Below are 17,625 nucleotides of genomic sequence, written 5' to 3'. Positions count from 1 at the left end.
AAATTCAGCAAGTTAAGCAACAATACCCCGAGAAAAAGACGACCAGGAACGCTATTTGACCTTATTCCGCTTTCCCGATAAGTTGGAAATCCGCTGGAAGCTTTCTGGACGGGTGCTCAACTCGTCATATTTATGCAGTAACAGAGATTCCCCCTGTAACAAGACCACGACGCTTGTGACAACGACGCCAAAGGCCAGACAGATGGGGCGACACAGGAGTGCAGCGCACGATGCGCGCCAGCCTGTCGCTTAGCACTTTCTGCGCCCGTAGCCCGACCAAAGGGAATCCACAGAGCCTGGGGAGGTTCACTGAAATGTTGTATGACAAATCCCTTGAAAAGGATAACTGTGGTTTCGGCCTCATCGCCCATATAGAAGGCGAACCTAGCCACAAGGTGGTGCGTACCGCTATCCACGCGCTGGCCCGTATGCAACACCGTGGCGCGATCCTTGCCGACGGCAAGACCGGCGACGGCTGTGGTCTGTTATTACAAAAACCTGACCGTTTCTTCCGCGTCGTTGCGGAAGAAAAAGGCTGGCGCCTGGCGAAAAATTACGCCGTGGGCATGCTGTTCCTGAGCCATGATGAAGAAGAGGCTCAGGCGAGCCGCCGCATTGTGGAAGAGGAAGTGGTCCGTGAAACCCTCTCGGTGGTCGGCTGGCGCGACGTGCCCGTCAATCAGGACGTATTGGGAGAGATCGCCCTCTCCTCTATGCCGCGCATTCAGCAGCTCTTTATTAACGCCCCGGCCGGCTGGCGTCCGCGCGATATGGAGCGTCGCCTTTATATGGCGCGCCGCCGCGCGGAAAAGCGCATCGAGCAGACCGACGATAAAGCATTTTATATCTGTAGCTTCTCTAACCAGGTCAATATCTACAAAGGCCTGTGTATGCCGGCCGACCTGCCGCGCTTCTATCTCGATCTGGCGGACCTGCGTCTGGAATCGGCTATCTGCCTGTTCCATCAGCGCTTCTCTACCAATACCGTGCCGCGCTGGCCGCTGGCGCAGCCGTTCCGCTATATGGCGCACAACGGCGAAATCAACACCATCGCCGGTAACCGGCAGTGGGCGCGCGCGCGCGCCTACAAATTCAATACGCCGCTGATCCCCGATCTGCAGAACGCCGGGCCGTTCGTCAATGAAACCGGCTCCGACTCCAGTTCGATGGACAACATGCTGGAGCTGTTCCTCAACGGCGGCATGGACCTGGTGCGCGCCATGCGCCTGCTGGTGCCGCCCGCATGGCAAAACAACCCGGATATGGATCCGGAACTGCGCGCCTTCTTCGACTTCAACTCCATGCATATGGAGCCGTGGGACGGCCCGGCGGGCATCGTCATGTCCGACGGCCGCTACGCCGCCTGTAACCTTGACCGTAACGGCCTGCGTCCGGCGCGCTACGTGATTACCAAAGACAAGCTGATCACCTGCGCCTCCGAAGTCGGCATCTGGGATTACCAGCCGGACGAAGTGGTAGAGAAAGGCCGCGTCGGTCCCGGTGAGCTGATGGTGATCGACACCCGTATCGGGCGCATCCTCCATTCGGCGGAAACCGATAACGATCTGAAGAGTCGCCATCCCTATAAAGAGTGGATGGAGAAAAACGTTAAGCGTCTGGTGCCGTTCGAAGATCTGCCTGACGACCAGGTCGGCAGCCGCGAGCTGAACGATCCGCTGCTGGCGACTTACCAGAAGCAGTTCGGCTACAGCAGCGAAGAGCTCGACACTATTATTCGCGTGCTGGGCGAGAACGGCCAGGAAGCGGTCGGCTCGATGGGCGACGACACGCCGTTTGCCGTACTCTCCAGCCGCCCGCGTATTATTTATGACTATTTCCGCCAGCAGTTTGCGCAGGTGACCAACCCGCCGATCGATCCGCTGCGTGAAAACCATGTGATGTCGCTGGCCACCAGCATCGGCCGCGAAATGAACGTCTTCTGCGAAGCGGAAGGTCAGGCGCACCGCGTCAGCTTTAAGTCCCCTATCCTGCTGTGGTCCGACTTTAATCAGCTGACCACCATGGAAGGCGAGTACTATCGCGCCGACACGCTCGACTGCACCTTCGACCCGGCGACGCAAACGCTGGAACAGGCGATGCACGCGCTGTGCGACGAGGCCGAACGTATGGTGCGCGACGGTACCGTGCTGCTGGTGCTCTCCGATCGCGCCATCGGCGAAAATCGCCTGCCGGTTCCGGCGCCGATGATCGTCGGCGCGGTGCAGACGCGTCTGGTTGAGAAAAACCTGCGCTGCGACGCCAACATTATCGTCGAGACCGCCAGCGCGCGCGATCCGCACCACTTTGCCGTACTGCTCGGCTTCGGCGCGACCGCTATCTATCCTTACCTGGCCTATGAATCGCTGGCGAAGATGGTCGACAGCAACGTGATCGAAAAAGACTATCGCGCCGTGATGCTGAACTACCGTAACGGCATCAACAAAGGCCTTTACAAGATCATGTCCAAAATGGGCATCTCGACCATCGCCTCCTATCGCTGCTCGAAACTGTTCGAAGCGGTGGGCCTGCATGCCGATGTATCGCGCCTCTGCTTCCAGGGCGTGGTCAGCCGCATCAGCGGCGCCAGCTTCGCCGACTTCCAGCAGGATCTCACCAATCTGGCGAAACGCGCCTGGCTGCAGCGCAAGCCGCTGGACCAGGGCGGCCTGCTGAAGTATGTGCACGGCGGCGAGTATCACGCCTATAACCCGGACGTGGTGGGTACGCTGCAACGCGCCGTAGAGAGCGGCGAATACAGCGACTATCAGGCCTATGCGAAGCTGGTGAACGAGCGTCCAGTGGCGACGCTGCGCGATCTGCTGGCGCTGCAGCCTGGCACCGAATCGGTCCATATCGACGACGTCGAGCCGGCCAGCGAGCTGTTTAAGCGTTTTGACACCGCGGCGATGTCTATCGGCGCGCTCAGCCCGGAGGCGCATGAGGCGCTGGCCGAAGCGATGAACTCGCTCGGCGGCTGCTCCAACTCCGGCGAAGGCGGCGAAGATCCGGCGCGCTACGGCACCAATAAAGTCTCGCGCATCAAGCAGGTCGCTTCGGGCCGCTTCGGCGTGACGCCAGCCTATCTGGTCAATGCCGACGTCATTCAGATTAAAGTGGCGCAGGGTGCGAAGCCGGGCGAAGGCGGCCAGCTGCCGGGCGACAAAGTCACCCCGTATATCGCGAAGCTGCGCTACTCCGTGCCGGGCGTCACGCTGATCTCCCCGCCACCGCATCACGACATCTACTCGATCGAAGATCTGGCGCAGCTGATTTTCGACCTGAAGCAGGTGAATCCTAAAGCGATGATTTCGGTGAAGCTGGTTTCCGAACCAGGCGTCGGCACCATCGCGACCGGCGTGGCGAAAGCCTATGCCGACCTGATCACTATCGCCGGCTATGACGGCGGCACCGGCGCCAGCCCGTTAAGCTCGGTGAAATATGCAGGCTGCCCATGGGAGCTCGGTCTGGTGGAAACCCAGCAGGCGCTGGTCTCCAACGGTCTGCGTCATAAGATCCGTCTGCAGGTCGACGGCGGCCTGAAAACCGGCCTCGACATTATCAAGGCGGCGATCCTCGGCGCGGAAAGCTTCGGCTTCGGCACCGGTCCGATGGTGGCGCTGGGCTGTAAATACCTGCGTATCTGTCACCTGAACAACTGCGCGACCGGCGTAGCAACCCAGGACGACAAGCTGCGTAAGAATCACTATCACGGCCTGCCCTTCAAGGTAACCAACTACTTTGAGTTCATCGCGCGTGAAACCCGCGAGCTGATGGCCAGCCTGGGCGTGAAACGCCTGACTGACCTGATCGGCCGCACCGACCTGCTGAAAGAGCTGGACGGCTTCACCGCCAAGCAGCAGAACCTGGATCTCTCGTCGCTGCTGAAAACCGCGACGCCGATGCCGGGCAAAGCGCTGCACTGCACCGAAGGCAGCAACCCGCCTTTCGACAAAGGCGAGCTGAATAAAGCGCTGCACGACCAGGCGATGCCGTTTGTGGAAGCGAGACAGAGCAAGACCTTCTTCTTCGACATTCGCAACACCGACCGCTCCGTCGGCGCGACGCTCTCCGGCGCTATCGCGGCGATCCACGGCGATCAGGGGCTGGCGGCGGATCCGATCCGCGCGCACTTCTCCGGCACCGCCGGGCAGAGCTTCGGCGTCTGGAACGCGGGCGGCGTCGAGCTGACGCTGACCGGCGACGCCAACGACTATGTCGGCAAAGGGATGGCAGGCGGCATGCTGGCGATCCGTCCGCCGGTCGGCTCCGCGTTCCGCAGCCACGAAGCGACCATTGCGGGTAACACCTGCCTCTACGGCGCGACGGGCGGCAAGCTGTTTGCCGCAGGCCGCGCGGGCGAGCGTTTCGCAGTGCGCAACTCAGGCGCGATTACGGTGGTAGAAGGGATCGGCGACAACGGATGCGAATATATGACCGGCGGCATCGTCTGCGTGCTGGGCCGCACCGGCGTCAACTTCGGCGCCGGCATGACGGGCGGCTTCGCCTACGTGCTGGATGAAGACGGCGAGTTCCGCAAGCGCGTCAACCCGGAGCTGGTGGAAGTGCTCAACGTCGACGAGCTGGCGATCCATGAGGAACACCTGCGCGGCCTGATCACCGAGCATGTACAGCACACCGGCTCCAGCCGCGGCGAAGAGATCCTCGCCAACTGGCCGCTCTGGTCGTCGCGCTTCGCGCTGGTTAAACCGAAGTCCAGCGACGTCAAAGCGTTGCTGGGTCACCGCAGTCGTTCCGCAGCAGAGCTGCGCGTGCAGGCACAGTAATAGTTTGCCCCGTCCGGCGCGGCCCGCCGGACGGGATAGCCGTAAGAGGTTACGATGAGTCAAAACGTATATCAATTTATCGACCTGCAGCGCGTTGACCCGCCAAAGAAGCCGCTGAAAATTCGTAAAATTGAGTTTGTCGAAATTTATGAGCCCTTCTCTGACAGCCAGGTGAAGGCGCAGGCCGATCGCTGTCTCTCGTGCGGCAACCCTTACTGCGAGTGGAAGTGTCCGGTTCACAACTACATTCCTAACTGGCTGAAGCTGGCGAACGAAGGCCGCATTATCGAAGCGGCGGAGCTGTCGCATCAGACCAACAGCCTGCCGGAAGTGTGCGGACGCGTTTGCCCGCAGGATCGCCTGTGCGAAGGCTCCTGCACCCTGAACGACGAGTTCGGTGCGGTCACCATCGGCAATATCGAGCGCTACATCAACGATAAAGCGATGGAGATGGGCTGGCGTCCAGATATGTCGCACGTGAAACCGACCGGCAAGCGCGTGGCGATTATCGGCGCGGGTCCGGCGGGCCTCGCCTGCGCGGACGTGCTGACGCGCAACGGCGTCAAGGCGGTGGTTTACGATCGCCATCCGGAAATCGGCGGCCTGCTGACCTTCGGCATTCCGTCGTTCAAGCTGGAAAAAGAGGTGATGATCAAGCGCCGCGAACTCTTTACCGGAATGGGCATTGAGTTTCAGCTGAATACGGAAGTTGGCCGCGACGTGCAGATGAGCGACCTGCTGAACGCCTATGACGCGGTCTTTCTGGGCGTCGGCACCTATCAGTCGATGCGCGGCGGACTGGAGAACGAGGATGCGCCGGGCGTCTACGACGCGCTGCCGTTCCTGATCGCCAACACTAAGCACACGATGGGCTTTGCGCAGCAGGACGAACAGCCTTATATCAGTATGGAAGGCAAGCGCGTCGTGGTGCTGGGCGGCGGCGATACTGCGATGGACTGCGTACGCACCTCTATCCGTCAGGGCGCGACGCACGTTACCTGCGCCTACCGCCGCGACGAAGCCAACATGCCGGGTTCGAAACGCGAGGTGAAAAACGCGCGTGAAGAGGGCGTGGAGTTTCAGTTCAACGTGCAGCCGCTGGGTGTCGAAATCAACGCCAGCGGTCGCGTCAGCGGCGTCAAAGTGGCGCGCACCGAAATGGGCCAGCCGGATGCGGCAGGACGTCGCCGCGCGGAAATCGTGCCTGGCTCCGAGCATGTGCTGCCCGCAGACGCGGTAGTCATGGCGTTCGGCTTCCGTCCGCACAAAATGGAGTGGCTGGCCGACTTCAGCGTAGAGCTGGACGGTCAGGGACGCATTATCGCGCCGGAACAGGCTGAAAGCGCCTTCCAGACCAGCAACCCGAAAATCTTCGCCGGCGGCGATGCGGTGCGCGGTTCGGATTTGGTGGTGACGGCGATTGCCGAAGGGCGTAAAGCTGCCGAAGGCATCATGGATTATCTGGAAGTATAAGGTTCGCGCAGCGACAAAAAAGCCGGCTATCGCAGCCGGCTTTTTTATGTGCTATTTCACTACCCGCAGCGACGGGCGATTGCCGCGCGGCGGCGGATCGTCATCCGGCGAGGGATCGTCTTCGCTGGCGTCGTCCGGGCGGTCGCCATCGATCACGGACATCACAGGATCGACCGGCGTCTCTTCGGCCTCCTGCGCGCCCAGCTCGTAGGCGGGTTCCGGCTCGAACATCGTGCCCGCGCCGTTTTCACGCGCGTAGATCGCCAGAATAGCGGCCATCGGCACGGAGACCTGGCGCGGCACGCCGCCGAAACGCGCGTTAAAGCGCACTTCGTCGTTGCCAAGCTCCAGATTGCCGACCGCACGCGGCGCAATGTTCAGCACAATCTGTCCATCACGCGCATATTCCAGCGGCACCTGAACCCCTTCCAGATTGATGTCGACCACCAGATGCGGCGTTAGCTGGTTGTCGAGCAGCCAGTCATAGAACGCGCGCAGCAGGTAAGGACGGCGGGCTGAGAGTTGCGACATTTCCATAGATTAGCCCCGGGCTTGCAGGCGCATTTCACGTTCCGCTTCCGTCAGTGAAGCGAGGAAAGAGTCACGCTCAAATACGCGATTCATATAGCCTTTCAGCTCTTTCGAACCGGCGCCAGCCAGATCGATACCCATTGACGGCAGACGCCACAGCAGCGGCGCCAGGTAGCAGTCCACCAGGCTAAACTCTTCGCTCATAAAGAACGGCGTGCGGGCGAACAGCGGCGCAATCGCCAGCAGCTCTTCGCGCAGCTGTTTGCGCGCGGCTTCCGCTTCCTGGCCGCTGCTTTTTTCAATGGTGTGCATCAGGCTGTACCAGTCCTGCTCGACGCGGTGCATCATCAGACGGCTTTCGCCACGCGCAACCGGATAGACTGGCATCAGCGGCGGATGCGGGAAGCGTTCGTCCAGGTACTCCATGATGATACGGGATTCATACAGCGTCAGTTCGCGATCTACCAGCGTCGGCACAGTGCGATACGGGTTGAGGTCAATCAGATCCTGCGGCAGGTTATCCATTTCGACCTGCTCGATCTCTACACTAACGCCTTTTTCAGCCAGTACGATGCGTACCTGATGGCTGAAAATGTCAGTAGGACCGGAAAACAGCGTCATTACCGAACGTTTGTTGGCAGCGACAGCCATGAAAACCTCCAAGTTTGTTCACAAAAAGTTACTGCGAATAGCCAACCACACGGCGACTCACCTGCTCAATCGTTCGCTCACAGCCCGCGTTAGATCTGTCTTTCCGCCATCCTGAGGGTTGACCGACATCACACGCCGACTTATGGGCGCAAAGTGACACAGAGTTTACCAGATTTTGGGCAGCTTGTGGGCGAGGATTCGAGATTTGCGGGGAATTTGCGAGCAGCGCGGGGGTTTTACGCGTTTTTTGACGCGACGGGGTAGAAAATAAAAAACCCGCCGAAGCGGGTTTTTTGTGCCAATCGCAGCAGCCGAAGCCGCAAACAATTAACGCTTGGAGAACTGCGGACGACGGCGTGCTTTACGCAGACCGACTTTCTTACGTTCAACCTGACGTGCGTCACGGGTAACGAAGCCCGCTTTACGCAGTTCAGCACGCAGAGATTCGTCGTACTCCATCAGAGCGCGGGTGATGCCGTGACGGATCGCACCTGCCTGACCAGAAATACCACCACCTTTAACGGTGACGTACAGATCGAATTTACCAACCAGGTCCAGCAGCTCCAGCGGCTGACGAACTACCATGCGGGCAGTTTCGCGACCGAAATACTGTTCCAGAGAACGTTGGTTGATAACGATGTTGCCACTGCCCGGCTTGATAAATACGCGAGCGGTGGAGCTTTTGCGGCGACCAGTGCCGTAGTTTTGAGTTTCAGCCATTGCCTGTAATCCCGATTAAATGTCAAGAACTTGCGGTTGCTGTGCCGCATGGGTGTGCTCGTTGCCCGCGTAAACTTTCAGCTTACGGAACATTGCACGGCCCAGCGGGCCCTTCGGCAGCATGCCTTTAACCGCGATTTCAATCACACGCTCAGGACGGCGAGCAATCATCTCTTCAAAGGTCGCCTGTTTGATACCACCGATGTGGCCAGTGTGGTGATAGTAAATCTTGTCAGTACGCTTGTTGCCGGTAACGGCGACTTTGCCAGCGTTCAGAACGATGATGTAATCACCAGTATCAACGTGCGGAGTATATTCCGCTTTATGCTTACCACGCAGACGGCGCGCCAGTTCAGTCGCCAGGCGACCCAAGGTTTTGCCAGTTGCGTCAACAACATACCAGTCACGCTGTACGGTTTCTGGTTTAGCTGTAAAAGTTTTCATCGAAAAGCTTACCCAAATTAAGTTACACGTTGGTGAAAACCCAAACGCTTAAGTAAACGGTTGAGGCTCACACGACCATTTTGACCAGCAAGCCCACCCCTTCGGATAGAGTTACCGGAGCACAACGGATTCGGGAAATAAATCCAGTTGCTGTAACGTGGGGTCGCAAGATTATAGAGAAGTCGATTGCAAAAATCGAACTCTATTTGATCTTTTTCTTGCGCGCCCTCAGGGCAGATGCGGCAGCCGCAGATACTCCTCGCTCTGCATTTCCTGCAGGCGCGACAGGCAGCGCTGATACTCGAATTTCAGCCGCGTGCCCTGGTAGATTTCGAACAGCGAGGTTTCCGCCGCGACCACCAGTTTGACGTGACGCTCGTAGAATTCATCCACCAGCGCGAGGAAGCGGCGCGCCTGATCTTCGGTTTTATAAATCATCACCGGCACGTCGTAGAGCAGCACGCTGTGGAAGCGGCGCGACAGCTCGATATAGTCATGCTGGCTGCGTCCTTCTCCGCACAGCGTCAGGAAGTCGATCGCCAGCACCCCTTCGCTGACGCCCAGCGTCGCCATCTGGCGGTGGTTAATCTCCAGCACCGGCGCGTCGTCGCGCACGCTGCCTGCCAGCGCTTTGAACATGCGCTCCATTTCAGCATGCGTCGCCTCGTTCAGCGGCGAGTTCCACAGATGCGCCGAAGTCAGGGTGCGCAGCCGGTAGTCGATGCCGGCATCGACGTTCATCACGTCGCAGTGCTGTTTAATTTGCTCAATCGCCGGCAGGAAACGCGCGCGCTGCAGGCCGTTGCGATAGAGATCGTCTGGCGGAATGTTCGAGGTCGCCACCAGCGTAATGCCGCGGGCGAACAGCGCCTCCATCAGAGTGCCGAGCAGCATGGCGTCGGTAATGTCGGAGACGAAAAACTCATCGAAGCAGAGAATATCGGTTTCAGCTTTAAAGCGGTCGGCGATGATCAGCAGCGGATCGCTCTGTCCCTGCAGCTGAGTTAGCTCTTCATGCACGCGCAGCATAAAGCGATGGAAGTGCAGACGCAGCTTGCGGTTGCCAGGAATAGACTGAAAAAACAAATCCATGACCCAGGTTTTGCCGCGTCCTACGCCGCCCCACATATAGAGGCCGCGCACCGGTGCCTGCGCGTCGGTTTTCTCTTTGCCCATCAGCCGGGAGAGGCGGCCGAATAATCCTTTGCCGCTGGCGGGCGGCTCGGGCTGACGCGCGATTAAGGCCCGCTGAACGGCGTCCAGTCGGGTGATGGCGTCGCGTTGTACATCATCGGGTTTAAAGTCGCCCTGCGACAGCGCCTGCTCATAGCGCGCAAGCGGAGATGAGGTTTGCATTGGTTCTCTCAGAATCCCTGAAAAGGTCTTATTCACAGTTCGGTTGATGAAAAAAAGGCCGCTCTACACTAAGGCATGCCGCCTCAGAGTTCCACATCCATAAGATTAACGGGTATAGTGACTACTATTGAAATGGTGGATGCCCTACAAACAACGGAAATTACATGGGAGTCATTATGACCTGGGAATACGGGTTAATTGGTTTAGTAATTGGCATTATTGTCGGCGCGGTTGCCATGCGTTTCGGTAACAAAAAACTGCGCGAGCAGCGCAGCATGCAGTACGAGCTGGAGAAGTCTAAAGCAGAGCTGGCGGACTACCGCGAAGAGCTGACCAACCACTTCGCGCAGAGCGCCGAGCTGCTGGACAACATGGCGCGCGACTACCGCCAGCTTTATCAGCACATGGCGAAAGGATCGAACGATCTGCTGCCGAACCTGCCGGGCGAGAAAAACCCCTTTGCCTATCAGCTGACCGAAGCGGAAGCGGATAACGATCAGGCGCCGGTCCAGATCCCGCGCGATTACTCTGAAGGCGCTTCCGGCCTGCTGCGTGGCGAACGCGCCGCGCGCGACTAGTCTTATTGGGGCGTAACCCGGTTGCGCCCCGCATTTTTGCGAACCCAGACCCTGAATCAGCTGTCACATACGTTTACTCCCCCACTTTTCGCAGCGAGAGCGTTCTAGCAATGAAAAAACAAGCACGTCTGTTAAGCGCATTAGCCTTGAGTATCGGAATGAGCCTGGCCGCAACGCCTGCGGCGATGGCGACCTTGCCCGCGCAGATTCAGGGCCAGCCGTTACCCAGCCTGGCGCCGATGCTGGAAAAAGTGTTGCCGGCGGTGGTCAGCGTCCATGTTGAAGGCACGGAAACCGCCAGCCAGGCGCAGGATATCCCCGAGCCGTTGAAACGCTTCTTCGGCCAGGGGCCTGGCGGCGATCAGGCGCAGCCGTTCGAGGGCTTAGGCTCTGGCGTGATTATCGACGCCGCTAAGGGCTACATCCTGACCAATAACCACGTGGTCAACGGCGCGGACAAGATCAGCGTGCAGCTTGGCGACGGCAGCGAATATGACGCTAAGCTGATCGGCCATGACGAACAGACCGACATCGCGCTGATTCAGGTCGAAGGCGCGAAGAACCTCACGCAGGTGAAAATCGCCGACTCCGATCAGCTCAAAGTGGGCGACTTCGCCGTGGCGATCGGCAACCCGTTCGGGCTGGGTCAGACCGCGACCTCCGGCATTATCTCTGCGCTGGGGCGCAGCGGACTTAACCTCGAAGGGCTGGAGAACTTTATCCAGACCGACGCGGCGATTAACCGCGGCAACTCCGGCGGCGCGCTGGTTAATCTCAACGGCGAACTGATCGGCATTAACACTGCGATTCTGGCGTCGAGCGGCGGCAATATCGGCATCGGCTTCGCCATCCCGAGCGACATGGCGATGAACCTGGCGCAGCAGTTGATTAAATATGGCGAAGTGAAGCGCGGTCAGCTCGGTATTAAAGGCACCGAGATGACGGCGGATATCGCCAAGGCGTTTAACGTCGATGCGCAGCGCGGCGCGTTCGTCTCTGAAGTGCTGCCGCAGTCTGCGGCGCAGAAAGCGGGCATTAAGTCAGGCGATATTATCACCTCGATTAACGACAAGCCGATCACCAGCTTTGCCGAACTGCGCGTGAAAGTGGGCACGACCGCGCCGGGCGAGAAAGTGAAGCTCGGCCTGTTGCGCGACGGCAAGCCGCTTTCGGTAGAGGTGACGCTGGAGCAAAGCGCGCAGACCACGGCCAGCGCGCAGCTGATGTCCCCGGCGCTGCAGGGCGCGATGCTGAGCGACGGCGCGACCAAAACCGGCGACAAGGGCGTGAAGATCGACAGCATCGAAAAAGGCACCCCGGCTGAGCAGGTCGGTCTGCAAAAAGATGATGTGATTGTCGGCGTTAACCGCACGCGCGTTACCAGCCTTGCCGAGATGCGCAAAGTGCTGGAAGGCAAACCGCCGGTGCTGGCGCTGAACGTGGTGCGCGGCGACGAGTCTATTTACCTCCTGCTGCGTTAATCCCTGCTACAGGCGAACAACACAAGCGCGTGTTTGTTCGCCTTTCTCGTGCTATTCTGCCCTGCGATCTCCCCCTGGCGTAAGTTAACACCATGTTTCCTAAACTTTTGCGTTCAGTGGTGTTGGGCCTGATTGTCGCCGGCATTTTGCTTGCGGCCCTGCCCGCACTGCGTATGGGCGGCACCAGCGCCCTTCTCAACCGTGACGACAGCGAAGACCAGACGCCTTTCAGCTTTAACGCCGGCGTCCGCCGCGCCGTGCCTGCGGTGGTCAACGTCTACAACCGCAGCGCCCACGGCGGCAATAACAATCGCGGCATTACCACGCTCGGTTCCGGCGTAATCATGAACGCCAAGGGCTACATCCTGACCAATAAGCACGTGATCAATAACGCCGATCAGATTATCGTCGCGCTGCAGGACGGCCGCTTCTTTGAGGCCAATCTGGTCGGTTCCGACGCCATGACCGATCTGGCGGTGTTGAAAATCACCGCGTCCAGCCTGCCGGTAATCCCGATTAACCCGCACCGCGTGCCCCATATCGGCGATGTGGTGATGGCGATCGGCAACCCTTATAACCTCGGGCAAACCGTTACGCAGGGCATTATCAGCGCCACGGGCCGCATCGGCCTGAGCTCATCCGGACGCCAGAACTTCCTGCAGACCGACGCCTCTATCAACCAGGGCAACTCCGGCGGCGCGCTGATTAACTCGCTGGGCGAGCTGATGGGCATAAATACCCTGACCTTTGATAAAAGCAACGACGGCGAGACGCCGGAAGGCATTGGCTTTGCGATCCCTACCGCGCTGGCGAGCAAGATTATGGATAAGCTGATCCGCGACGGCCGCGTTATCCGCGGCTATATCGGTATCACCGGACGCGAGCTGCCTGCGCTACACAATCAGGGCAGCGGCATCGATCACGTGCAGGGCATTATCGTCAGCGTGGTGACGCCGGACGGACCGGCGGAGAAAGCGGGCGTGCAGGTCAACGACGTGCTGCTGAGCGTTAACGGCAAACCGGCTATCTCCGCGCAGGAGACGATGGATCAGGTTGCGGAGATCCGCCCTGGCTCAGTGATTAAAGTCGAAGTGCTGCGCAACGACCGGAAGCTGACGCTGCCGGTGACCATTCAGGAGTTTCCCGACAGCGGGAATTAACCGAACGTCTTTCCGGCCGCACCGGCATTAAAACGCGGGTAGCGGGAACTGAAGAGCAAAGCGTCCCGCGACAGGGATGTCGCGGGCCGAGCGCGCATGGATGCCTTGAGCGACTTTGCGATCGGTTCCCGCTACTCGCGTGATCGCCCTGCCCAGAAGAAAGCGTCCCGCTATCTTGTTTAGCTGCGATCCACCGGAAACGCGATAACCTCGCTCAGCGAATCCGCCTTCAGCGCCAGCATAATCAAACGATCCACGCCCAGCGCCACGCCGGAACAGGCGGGCATGCCGTGCGCCAGCGCATCCAGCAGATAGGTATCGACCGGATGCTGCGGCAGCCCGCGCGCCGCGCGCCGCCGGTTATCCTGCTCGAAGCGCTGACGCTGCTCGCGGCTGTCGGTCAGCTCGCGGAAACCGTTCGCCAGCTCCACGCCTTTATAGTAGACCTCGAAACGCTCTGCGACGCGGTGATCTTCCGTGCTGATTTCGGCCAGTGCCGCCTGGCTGGCAGGAAAATGGTAAACGAAGGTTGGCTTATCAATGCCGATCTTCGGCTCCACGCCCAGCATAAACAGCAGCATCAGCAGGGTATCACGATCCTCTTCGCGATTCGCCAGTTCGCCCTCGCCCAGCTTCTCCGCCGCTTCACGCAGCTGCGCTTTATCCGCTGACAGCGGGTCGAGATCGAGATGGCGAATAAACGCCTGCTGGTAGGAGAGCGATTCCGCGCTGTCGCACTCCAGCACCTGCTGCAGCAGATCGTCGACCTCGTTCATCAGCCGATACATATCGTAGTGCGGGCGATACCACTCCAGCATGGTGAATTCAGGATTATGGTGGCGCCCCGCCTCTTCGTTGCGGAAACAGCGGCTCATCTGATAGATAGGTCCGCTGCCCGCCGCCAGCAGGCGCTTCATATGGTATTCCGGGCTGGTCATCAGCCAGAGATCGCGTCCCTGCGTCGCGCCGGGACCGACAAAGCGCGTCTGAAAGGGCACCAGATGGATATCGGTTACGGTCGCCTGGCTCATCGCCGGCGTATCGACCTCCAGCACGCCGCGATCGGCAAAGAAACGTCGGATTTCCGCGAGGATAGCGGCACGTTTCAACAAATTGGCAATGGGTGCGCTCGGCTGCCAGCTTGCCGTTTCGCTCATGGTGATGACTCCTTATACAAATAAGGGGTGGAAGTCTACCTGCATTGCCTCCGGCAGACAATCAGCCGTCCGAAGCCAGAGAAAAATCGCAGCGGCAACTATACTTAATCTGTTCAACCAAAAAGGAATCGCTTATGTCCCCATGGAAAACCTTTATCGCAGGCCTGGGCTCAATGCTGTCAGTAGCCTGCTCTACCACGCCGCCGAAAAACGTTACCGTCGTCGAAGGGTTCGACAGCCAGCGCTATCTCGGCACCTGGTATGAAATCGCGCGCCTCGACCACCGCTTCGAACGCGGCCTGGAACAGGTCACGGCGACCTATAGCCCGCGCGACGACGGCGGCCTTAAGGTCATCAACCGCGGCTACAAGCCGCAGAAGCAGAAATGGCAGGAGAGCGTAGGCAAGGCGTACTTCACCGGCGATCCGCAGCGCGCCGCGCTAAAAGTCTCTTTCTTTGGTCCCTTCTACGGCGGCTACAACGTGATCGCGCTGGACAAGGATTACCGCTATGCGCTGGTATGCGGTCCGAATCGTCACTATCTGTGGATATTATCGCGCACGCCGCAGCTGGATGAGGGCGTGAAGCAGAAGCTGGTGGAACAGGCGCGGCAGGCCGGTTTCCCGGTCGAAGATCTGATTTGGGTTAAGCAGAAATAACCGGTACGACAGAATCGTACCGGCTTGAAGATATTACTGCGCAGTACGCTGAATAGCCTGGCCGCCCGCTTCTACGTCTTCGCCGACACCACGCGTGGTGTTACAGGCGGACAGCAGAGAAGAGAGCACCAGCACTGAGAAAATCGCAACAATACTTTTCTTTAACATGGCAATATCCTTTTTGTGGTTGCAGTCAAGTACAGCGCTTTAAGCATAGACCGCTTATGGCCAAACGTACTGAAACGCAGCGAAAAAAGGTTATCGAGCAGGATTGTTTTGCCGCGCGCGGAGTGGCGCCGCCAGGGTGGGAAACATCTTCGCCGAAGCCATGAAAGGTATTACAGGCGCGATGAGATGAAAAAGGCGCATCCCGGGATGCGCCTTCGCACTTATTTTACGCGTGAAACGTATTCGCCGGAGCGGGTATCGACTTTCACCACTTCGCCGATCTGAACGAACAGCGGCACTTTAACCACTGCGCCGGTCGCCAGTTTAGCAGGCTTGCCGCCGGTGCCGGCGGTATCGCCTTTCAGGCCCGGATCGGTTTCAATCACTTCCGCTTCGATAAAGTTCGGCGCCTGAACGGCGATGGCTTTGTTGTTCCACAGGGTAACGATACACTCTGCGTTGTCCTGCAGCCATTTCTGCACGTCTTCCAGCACTTTCGATTCAACCTGATACTGCTCGAAGGTTTCCGGGTGCATAAAGTAGAAGAAGTCGCCGTCGTTGTAAGAGTACTGCAGCGTCATATCAACAACGTCCGCGCCTTCAGCTGAGTCGGTAGACTTGAAGGTTTTCTCAACGCGCGTGCCGGTCAGCAGACGACGCATTTTAACGCGTGCGAATGCCTGGCCTTTACCTGGCTTAACGAACTCACTGGATTCGATGGCGTAAGGTTCGCCTTCGAACATGATTTTAAGACCGGAACGAAAATCGTTGCTAAGATAAGTCGCCATAAAGGCCCTCTGTAAATATTGAACTGGTAATAGCCAAAAAAATGGCACACATTGTAACCCTAAAAACCCCTTCCAGAGAAGATTGGTTGCAGCAACTTGCTGATGTTGTCACCGAACCTGATGAATTACTGCGACTTTTAGGCCTTGAACACCATGCGGAACTGGCCGCTGGCCGCGACGCCCGTCAGCTTTTCGCGCTGCGCGTGCCGCGCGCCTTTATCGCGCGCATGAAGCCGGGCGACGCGCAGGATCCCCTGCTGCTGCAGGTGCTTACCCAGCGCGAGGAGTTTATCCAGGCGCCTGGCTACAGCGCCGATCCGCTTGACGAGCAGAGCAGCGTGGTGCCGGGCTTATTGCATAAGTACAGAAACCGCGCGCTGCTGCTGGTCAAAGGCGGCTGCGCGGTCAACTGCCGCTACTGCTTCCGCCGTCACTTTCCCTATCAGGATAACCCTGGCAACAAGCGCAGCTGGCAGACGGCTATCGACTATATCGCCGCCCATCCTGAACTGGACGAAATCATCTTCTCCGGCGGCGATCCGCTAATGGCGAAGGATCATGAGCTGGCGTGGCTGATTGAGGCACTGGCGCAGATTCCTCATCTGAAACGCCTGCGTATCCACAGCCGCCTGCCGGTGGTTATTCCGGCGCGCATTACCGATGAACTGTGTCGGATGCTGGCGGAAACGCGCCTGCAGGTATTGATGGTGACCCATATCAATCATGCGCAGGAGATCGACGCCTCGCTGGCGGCCGCGATGCAGCAGCTGAAGCGCGCCGGCGTGACCTTGCTGAACCAAAGCGTGCTGCTGCGCGGCGTCAATAACCACGCCCAGGCGCTCGCCGATCTCAGCAACGCGCTGTTCGACGCGGGCATTCTGCCTTACTACCTGCACGTGCTGGATAAGGTACAGGGCGCGGCGCACTTTTACGTCTCTGATGAAGAGGCGCGCGCGCTGGTGCGCACGCTGCTGACGCAGGTGTCCGGCTATATGGTGCCGAAGCTGGCGCGAGAGATTGGCGGCGAGCCGAGCAAAACGCCGCTCGACCTGCAGCTGCGCCAGGAGTAGCGAGCCAACATCCCGCCCACAAAAATTAACGGCCGGTATAAACCGGCCGTTATCAACAGGATGGCGAAGACGATCAGGCTTTCGCCGGGCATTTATAGACTTGCCCGTTCATTTTGCTGTCCAGAGGCGCGAAAGCGGACCACAGGTTTTGCGTCGGACTGGTCGCACCGTAAATCACATTGCCGCCCATTTCCGCCGCGCGGTTGCGCAGATCGTTGGCCGCGCCGCGCAGCGAGCTGCCCTCGCCGCCGGAACCGCTCAGCCAGTTACTCTGTGAACCGGTGACATTACCCAGAAGCTGACAGTCGCTGCCCGGTTGTTGATCGGTGAAGGTGACACGTTCGCCGCCAGCGCTCAGCTGGTGAGAGCTGCTGCATCCCGCCAGCAACAAGGTACCGACCGCCAGTCCGAGCAAGAGGTTAATCCGCATTGTAATCCCCATTTATTATCATCAGTATCGGGCGGCAGCGTAGCAGAAAAGTATCTCTTTTTTCTGAACATTCATTGCCCTGAACCCGCAAAGCCGAAGTATTGCGCCCTTACTTATACCCTTTTCATCTGCAAAAGAAAAACCCCCGACCGTTTCCGATCGGGGGTTTTTCAGA

Annotated in this window: 16 protein-coding genes; 7 read left to right on the top strand and 9 right to left on the bottom strand. The window is 58.9% G+C overall.

Going from position 1 to position 17,625, the window contains the following annotated elements:
- Positions 1-314: 314 nt before the first annotated feature.
- A complete protein-coding gene (gltB, locus tag JS46_RS06935; protein WP_033749257.1) occupies positions 315-4,784 on the top strand; it encodes a glutamate synthase large subunit in 4,470 nt (1,489 codons plus the stop codon).
- 54 nt (positions 4,785-4,838) lie between these two features.
- Entirely contained in the window at positions 4,839-6,257 is a 1,419-nt protein-coding gene (locus JS46_RS06930; protein ID WP_033749256.1) for a glutamate synthase small subunit, read from the top strand.
- 51 nt (positions 6,258-6,308) lie between these two features.
- Here JS46_RS06930 and sspB read toward each other — a convergent pair whose 3' ends face one another.
- From sspB to zapE, 5 genes are all read right to left on the bottom strand, one after another.
- On the bottom strand, positions 6,309-6,794 hold the full coding sequence (gene sspB, locus JS46_RS06925) for a ClpXP protease specificity-enhancing factor (protein WP_033749255.1): 486 nt from the start codon (positions 6,792-6,794) through the stop codon (positions 6,309-6,311).
- 3 nt (positions 6,795-6,797) lie between these two features.
- Positions 6,798-7,439: a stringent starvation protein SspA gene (gene sspA / locus JS46_RS06920; RefSeq protein WP_033749254.1), complete on the bottom strand. Its 642-nt coding sequence runs from the start codon at positions 7,437-7,439 to the stop codon at positions 6,798-6,800.
- A 327-nt stretch (positions 7,440-7,766) separates the two neighbouring features.
- Positions 7,767-8,159 carry a 30S ribosomal protein S9 gene (rpsI, locus tag JS46_RS06915; RefSeq protein ID WP_031375459.1) on the bottom strand — a complete coding sequence of 131 codons (393 nt, stop codon included), beginning with the start codon at positions 8,157-8,159 and terminating at the stop codon, positions 7,767-7,769.
- Positions 8,160-8,174: 15 nt separating this feature from the next.
- Positions 8,175-8,603, bottom strand: a complete 429-nt coding sequence (gene rplM, locus JS46_RS06910) for a 50S ribosomal protein L13 (RefSeq protein WP_033749253.1) — start codon at positions 8,601-8,603, stop codon at positions 8,175-8,177.
- 228 nt (positions 8,604-8,831) lie between these two features.
- Positions 8,832-9,959 (bottom strand): cell division protein ZapE, encoded by a 1,128-nt coding sequence (gene zapE, locus JS46_RS06905; protein WP_033749252.1) that lies wholly within the window; start codon positions 9,957-9,959, stop codon positions 8,832-8,834.
- A 176-nt stretch (positions 9,960-10,135) separates the two neighbouring features.
- Between zapE and zapG the strand changes: the two genes are divergently transcribed.
- The 3 genes from zapG to degS all read left to right on the top strand — a co-directional run bounded on the left by zapG (position 10,136) and on the right by degS (position 13,178).
- Entirely contained in the window at positions 10,136-10,537 is a 402-nt protein-coding gene (gene zapG / locus JS46_RS06900; protein WP_033749631.1) for a Z-ring associated protein ZapG, read from the top strand.
- 110 nt (positions 10,538-10,647) lie between these two features.
- A complete protein-coding gene (degQ, locus tag JS46_RS06895; RefSeq protein WP_033749251.1) occupies positions 10,648-12,018 on the top strand; it encodes a serine endoprotease DegQ in 1,371 nt (456 codons plus the stop codon).
- A 92-nt stretch (positions 12,019-12,110) separates the two neighbouring features.
- A complete protein-coding gene (degS, locus tag JS46_RS06890) occupies positions 12,111-13,178 on the top strand; it encodes an outer membrane-stress sensor serine endopeptidase DegS (RefSeq protein ID WP_033749250.1) in 1,068 nt (355 codons plus the stop codon).
- Positions 13,179-13,357: 179 nt separating this feature from the next.
- Here the strand turns inward: degS and epmA are convergent, their stop codons facing one another.
- Positions 13,358-14,335 carry an elongation factor P--(R)-beta-lysine ligase gene (epmA, locus tag JS46_RS06885; protein WP_033749249.1) on the bottom strand — a complete coding sequence of 326 codons (978 nt, stop codon included), beginning with the start codon at positions 14,333-14,335 and terminating at the stop codon, positions 13,358-13,360.
- 134 nt (positions 14,336-14,469) lie between these two features.
- On the opposite strand from epmA, the gene JS46_RS06880 reads away from it, so the two are divergent.
- Positions 14,470-14,994: a lipocalin family protein gene (locus JS46_RS06880; RefSeq protein ID WP_033749248.1), complete on the top strand. Its 525-nt coding sequence runs from the start codon at positions 14,470-14,472 to the stop codon at positions 14,992-14,994.
- A 33-nt stretch (positions 14,995-15,027) separates the two neighbouring features.
- On the opposite strand, the gene JS46_RS06875 is transcribed toward JS46_RS06880, so the two are convergent.
- Both JS46_RS06875 and efp read right to left on the bottom strand, forming a co-directional pair.
- Positions 15,028-15,162, bottom strand: a complete 135-nt coding sequence (locus JS46_RS06875; RefSeq protein WP_033749247.1) for an entericidin A/B family lipoprotein — start codon at positions 15,160-15,162, stop codon at positions 15,028-15,030.
- A 221-nt stretch (positions 15,163-15,383) separates the two neighbouring features.
- Complete coding sequence (gene efp, locus JS46_RS06870; RefSeq protein ID WP_033749246.1) at positions 15,384-15,950, bottom strand: elongation factor P; 567 nt, start codon at positions 15,948-15,950, stop codon at positions 15,384-15,386.
- 41 nt (positions 15,951-15,991) lie between these two features.
- Here efp and epmB point away from each other — a divergent pair, with 41 nt between their 5' ends.
- Positions 15,992-17,020, top strand: coding sequence for an EF-P beta-lysylation protein EpmB (gene epmB, locus JS46_RS06865; protein WP_033749245.1), 1,029 nt, complete (start codon positions 15,992-15,994; stop codon positions 17,018-17,020).
- Positions 17,021-17,093: 73 nt separating this feature from the next.
- On the opposite strand, the gene JS46_RS06860 is transcribed toward epmB, so the two are convergent.
- Positions 17,094-17,450, bottom strand: a complete 357-nt coding sequence (locus JS46_RS06860) for a DUF4156 domain-containing protein (protein ID WP_033749244.1) — start codon at positions 17,448-17,450, stop codon at positions 17,094-17,096.
- Positions 17,451-17,625 lie beyond the last annotated feature (175 nt).

Origin of the sequence: Pantoea sp. NGS-ED-1003, from assembly GCF_000738765.1 — a bacterium.
GTDB classification, from domain to species: Bacteria; Pseudomonadota; Gammaproteobacteria; order Enterobacterales; family Enterobacteriaceae; genus Pantoea; species Pantoea septica.
The sequence above is the reverse complement of the archived record's forward strand: the minus strand, read 5'-3'. Positions and strand labels throughout refer to the sequence as shown.

Excerpts from the sequence above, each read along its gene's own strand:
- JS46_RS06880 (WP_033749248.1), top strand. The coding sequence starts at position 14,470 with ATGTCCCCATGGAAAACCTTTATCGCAGGCCTGGGCTCAATGCTGTCA.
- rplM (WP_033749253.1), bottom strand. The coding sequence starts at position 8,603 with ATGAAAACTTTTACAGCTAAACCAGAAACCGTACAGCGTGACTGGTAT.
- zapG (WP_033749631.1), top strand. The coding sequence starts at position 10,136 with ATGACCTGGGAATACGGGTTAATTGGTTTAGTAATTGGCATTATTGTC.
- epmB (WP_033749245.1), top strand. The coding sequence starts at position 15,992 with ATGGCACACATTGTAACCCTAAAAACCCCTTCCAGAGAAGATTGGTTG.
- degQ (WP_033749251.1), top strand. The coding sequence starts at position 10,648 with ATGAAAAAACAAGCACGTCTGTTAAGCGCATTAGCCTTGAGTATCGGA.
- epmA (WP_033749249.1), bottom strand. The coding sequence starts at position 14,335 with ATGAGCGAAACGGCAAGCTGGCAGCCGAGCGCACCCATTGCCAATTTG.
- degS (WP_033749250.1), top strand. The coding sequence starts at position 12,111 with ATGTTTCCTAAACTTTTGCGTTCAGTGGTGTTGGGCCTGATTGTCGCC.
- gltB (WP_033749257.1), top strand. The coding sequence starts at position 315 with ATGTTGTATGACAAATCCCTTGAAAAGGATAACTGTGGTTTCGGCCTC.
- zapE (WP_033749252.1), bottom strand. The coding sequence starts at position 9,959 with ATGCAAACCTCATCTCCGCTTGCGCGCTATGAGCAGGCGCTGTCGCAG.
- efp (WP_033749246.1), bottom strand. The coding sequence starts at position 15,950 with ATGGCGACTTATCTTAGCAACGATTTTCGTTCCGGTCTTAAAATCATG.
- rpsI (WP_031375459.1), bottom strand. The coding sequence starts at position 8,159 with ATGGCTGAAACTCAAAACTACGGCACTGGTCGCCGCAAAAGCTCCACC.
- JS46_RS06875 (WP_033749247.1), bottom strand. The coding sequence starts at position 15,162 with ATGTTAAAGAAAAGTATTGTTGCGATTTTCTCAGTGCTGGTGCTCTCT.
- JS46_RS06930 (WP_033749256.1), top strand. The coding sequence starts at position 4,839 with ATGAGTCAAAACGTATATCAATTTATCGACCTGCAGCGCGTTGACCCG.
- JS46_RS06860 (WP_033749244.1), bottom strand. The coding sequence starts at position 17,450 with ATGCGGATTAACCTCTTGCTCGGACTGGCGGTCGGTACCTTGTTGCTG.
- sspB (WP_033749255.1), bottom strand. The coding sequence starts at position 6,794 with ATGGAAATGTCGCAACTCTCAGCCCGCCGTCCTTACCTGCTGCGCGCG.
- sspA (WP_033749254.1), bottom strand. The coding sequence starts at position 7,439 with ATGGCTGTCGCTGCCAACAAACGTTCGGTAATGACGCTGTTTTCCGGT.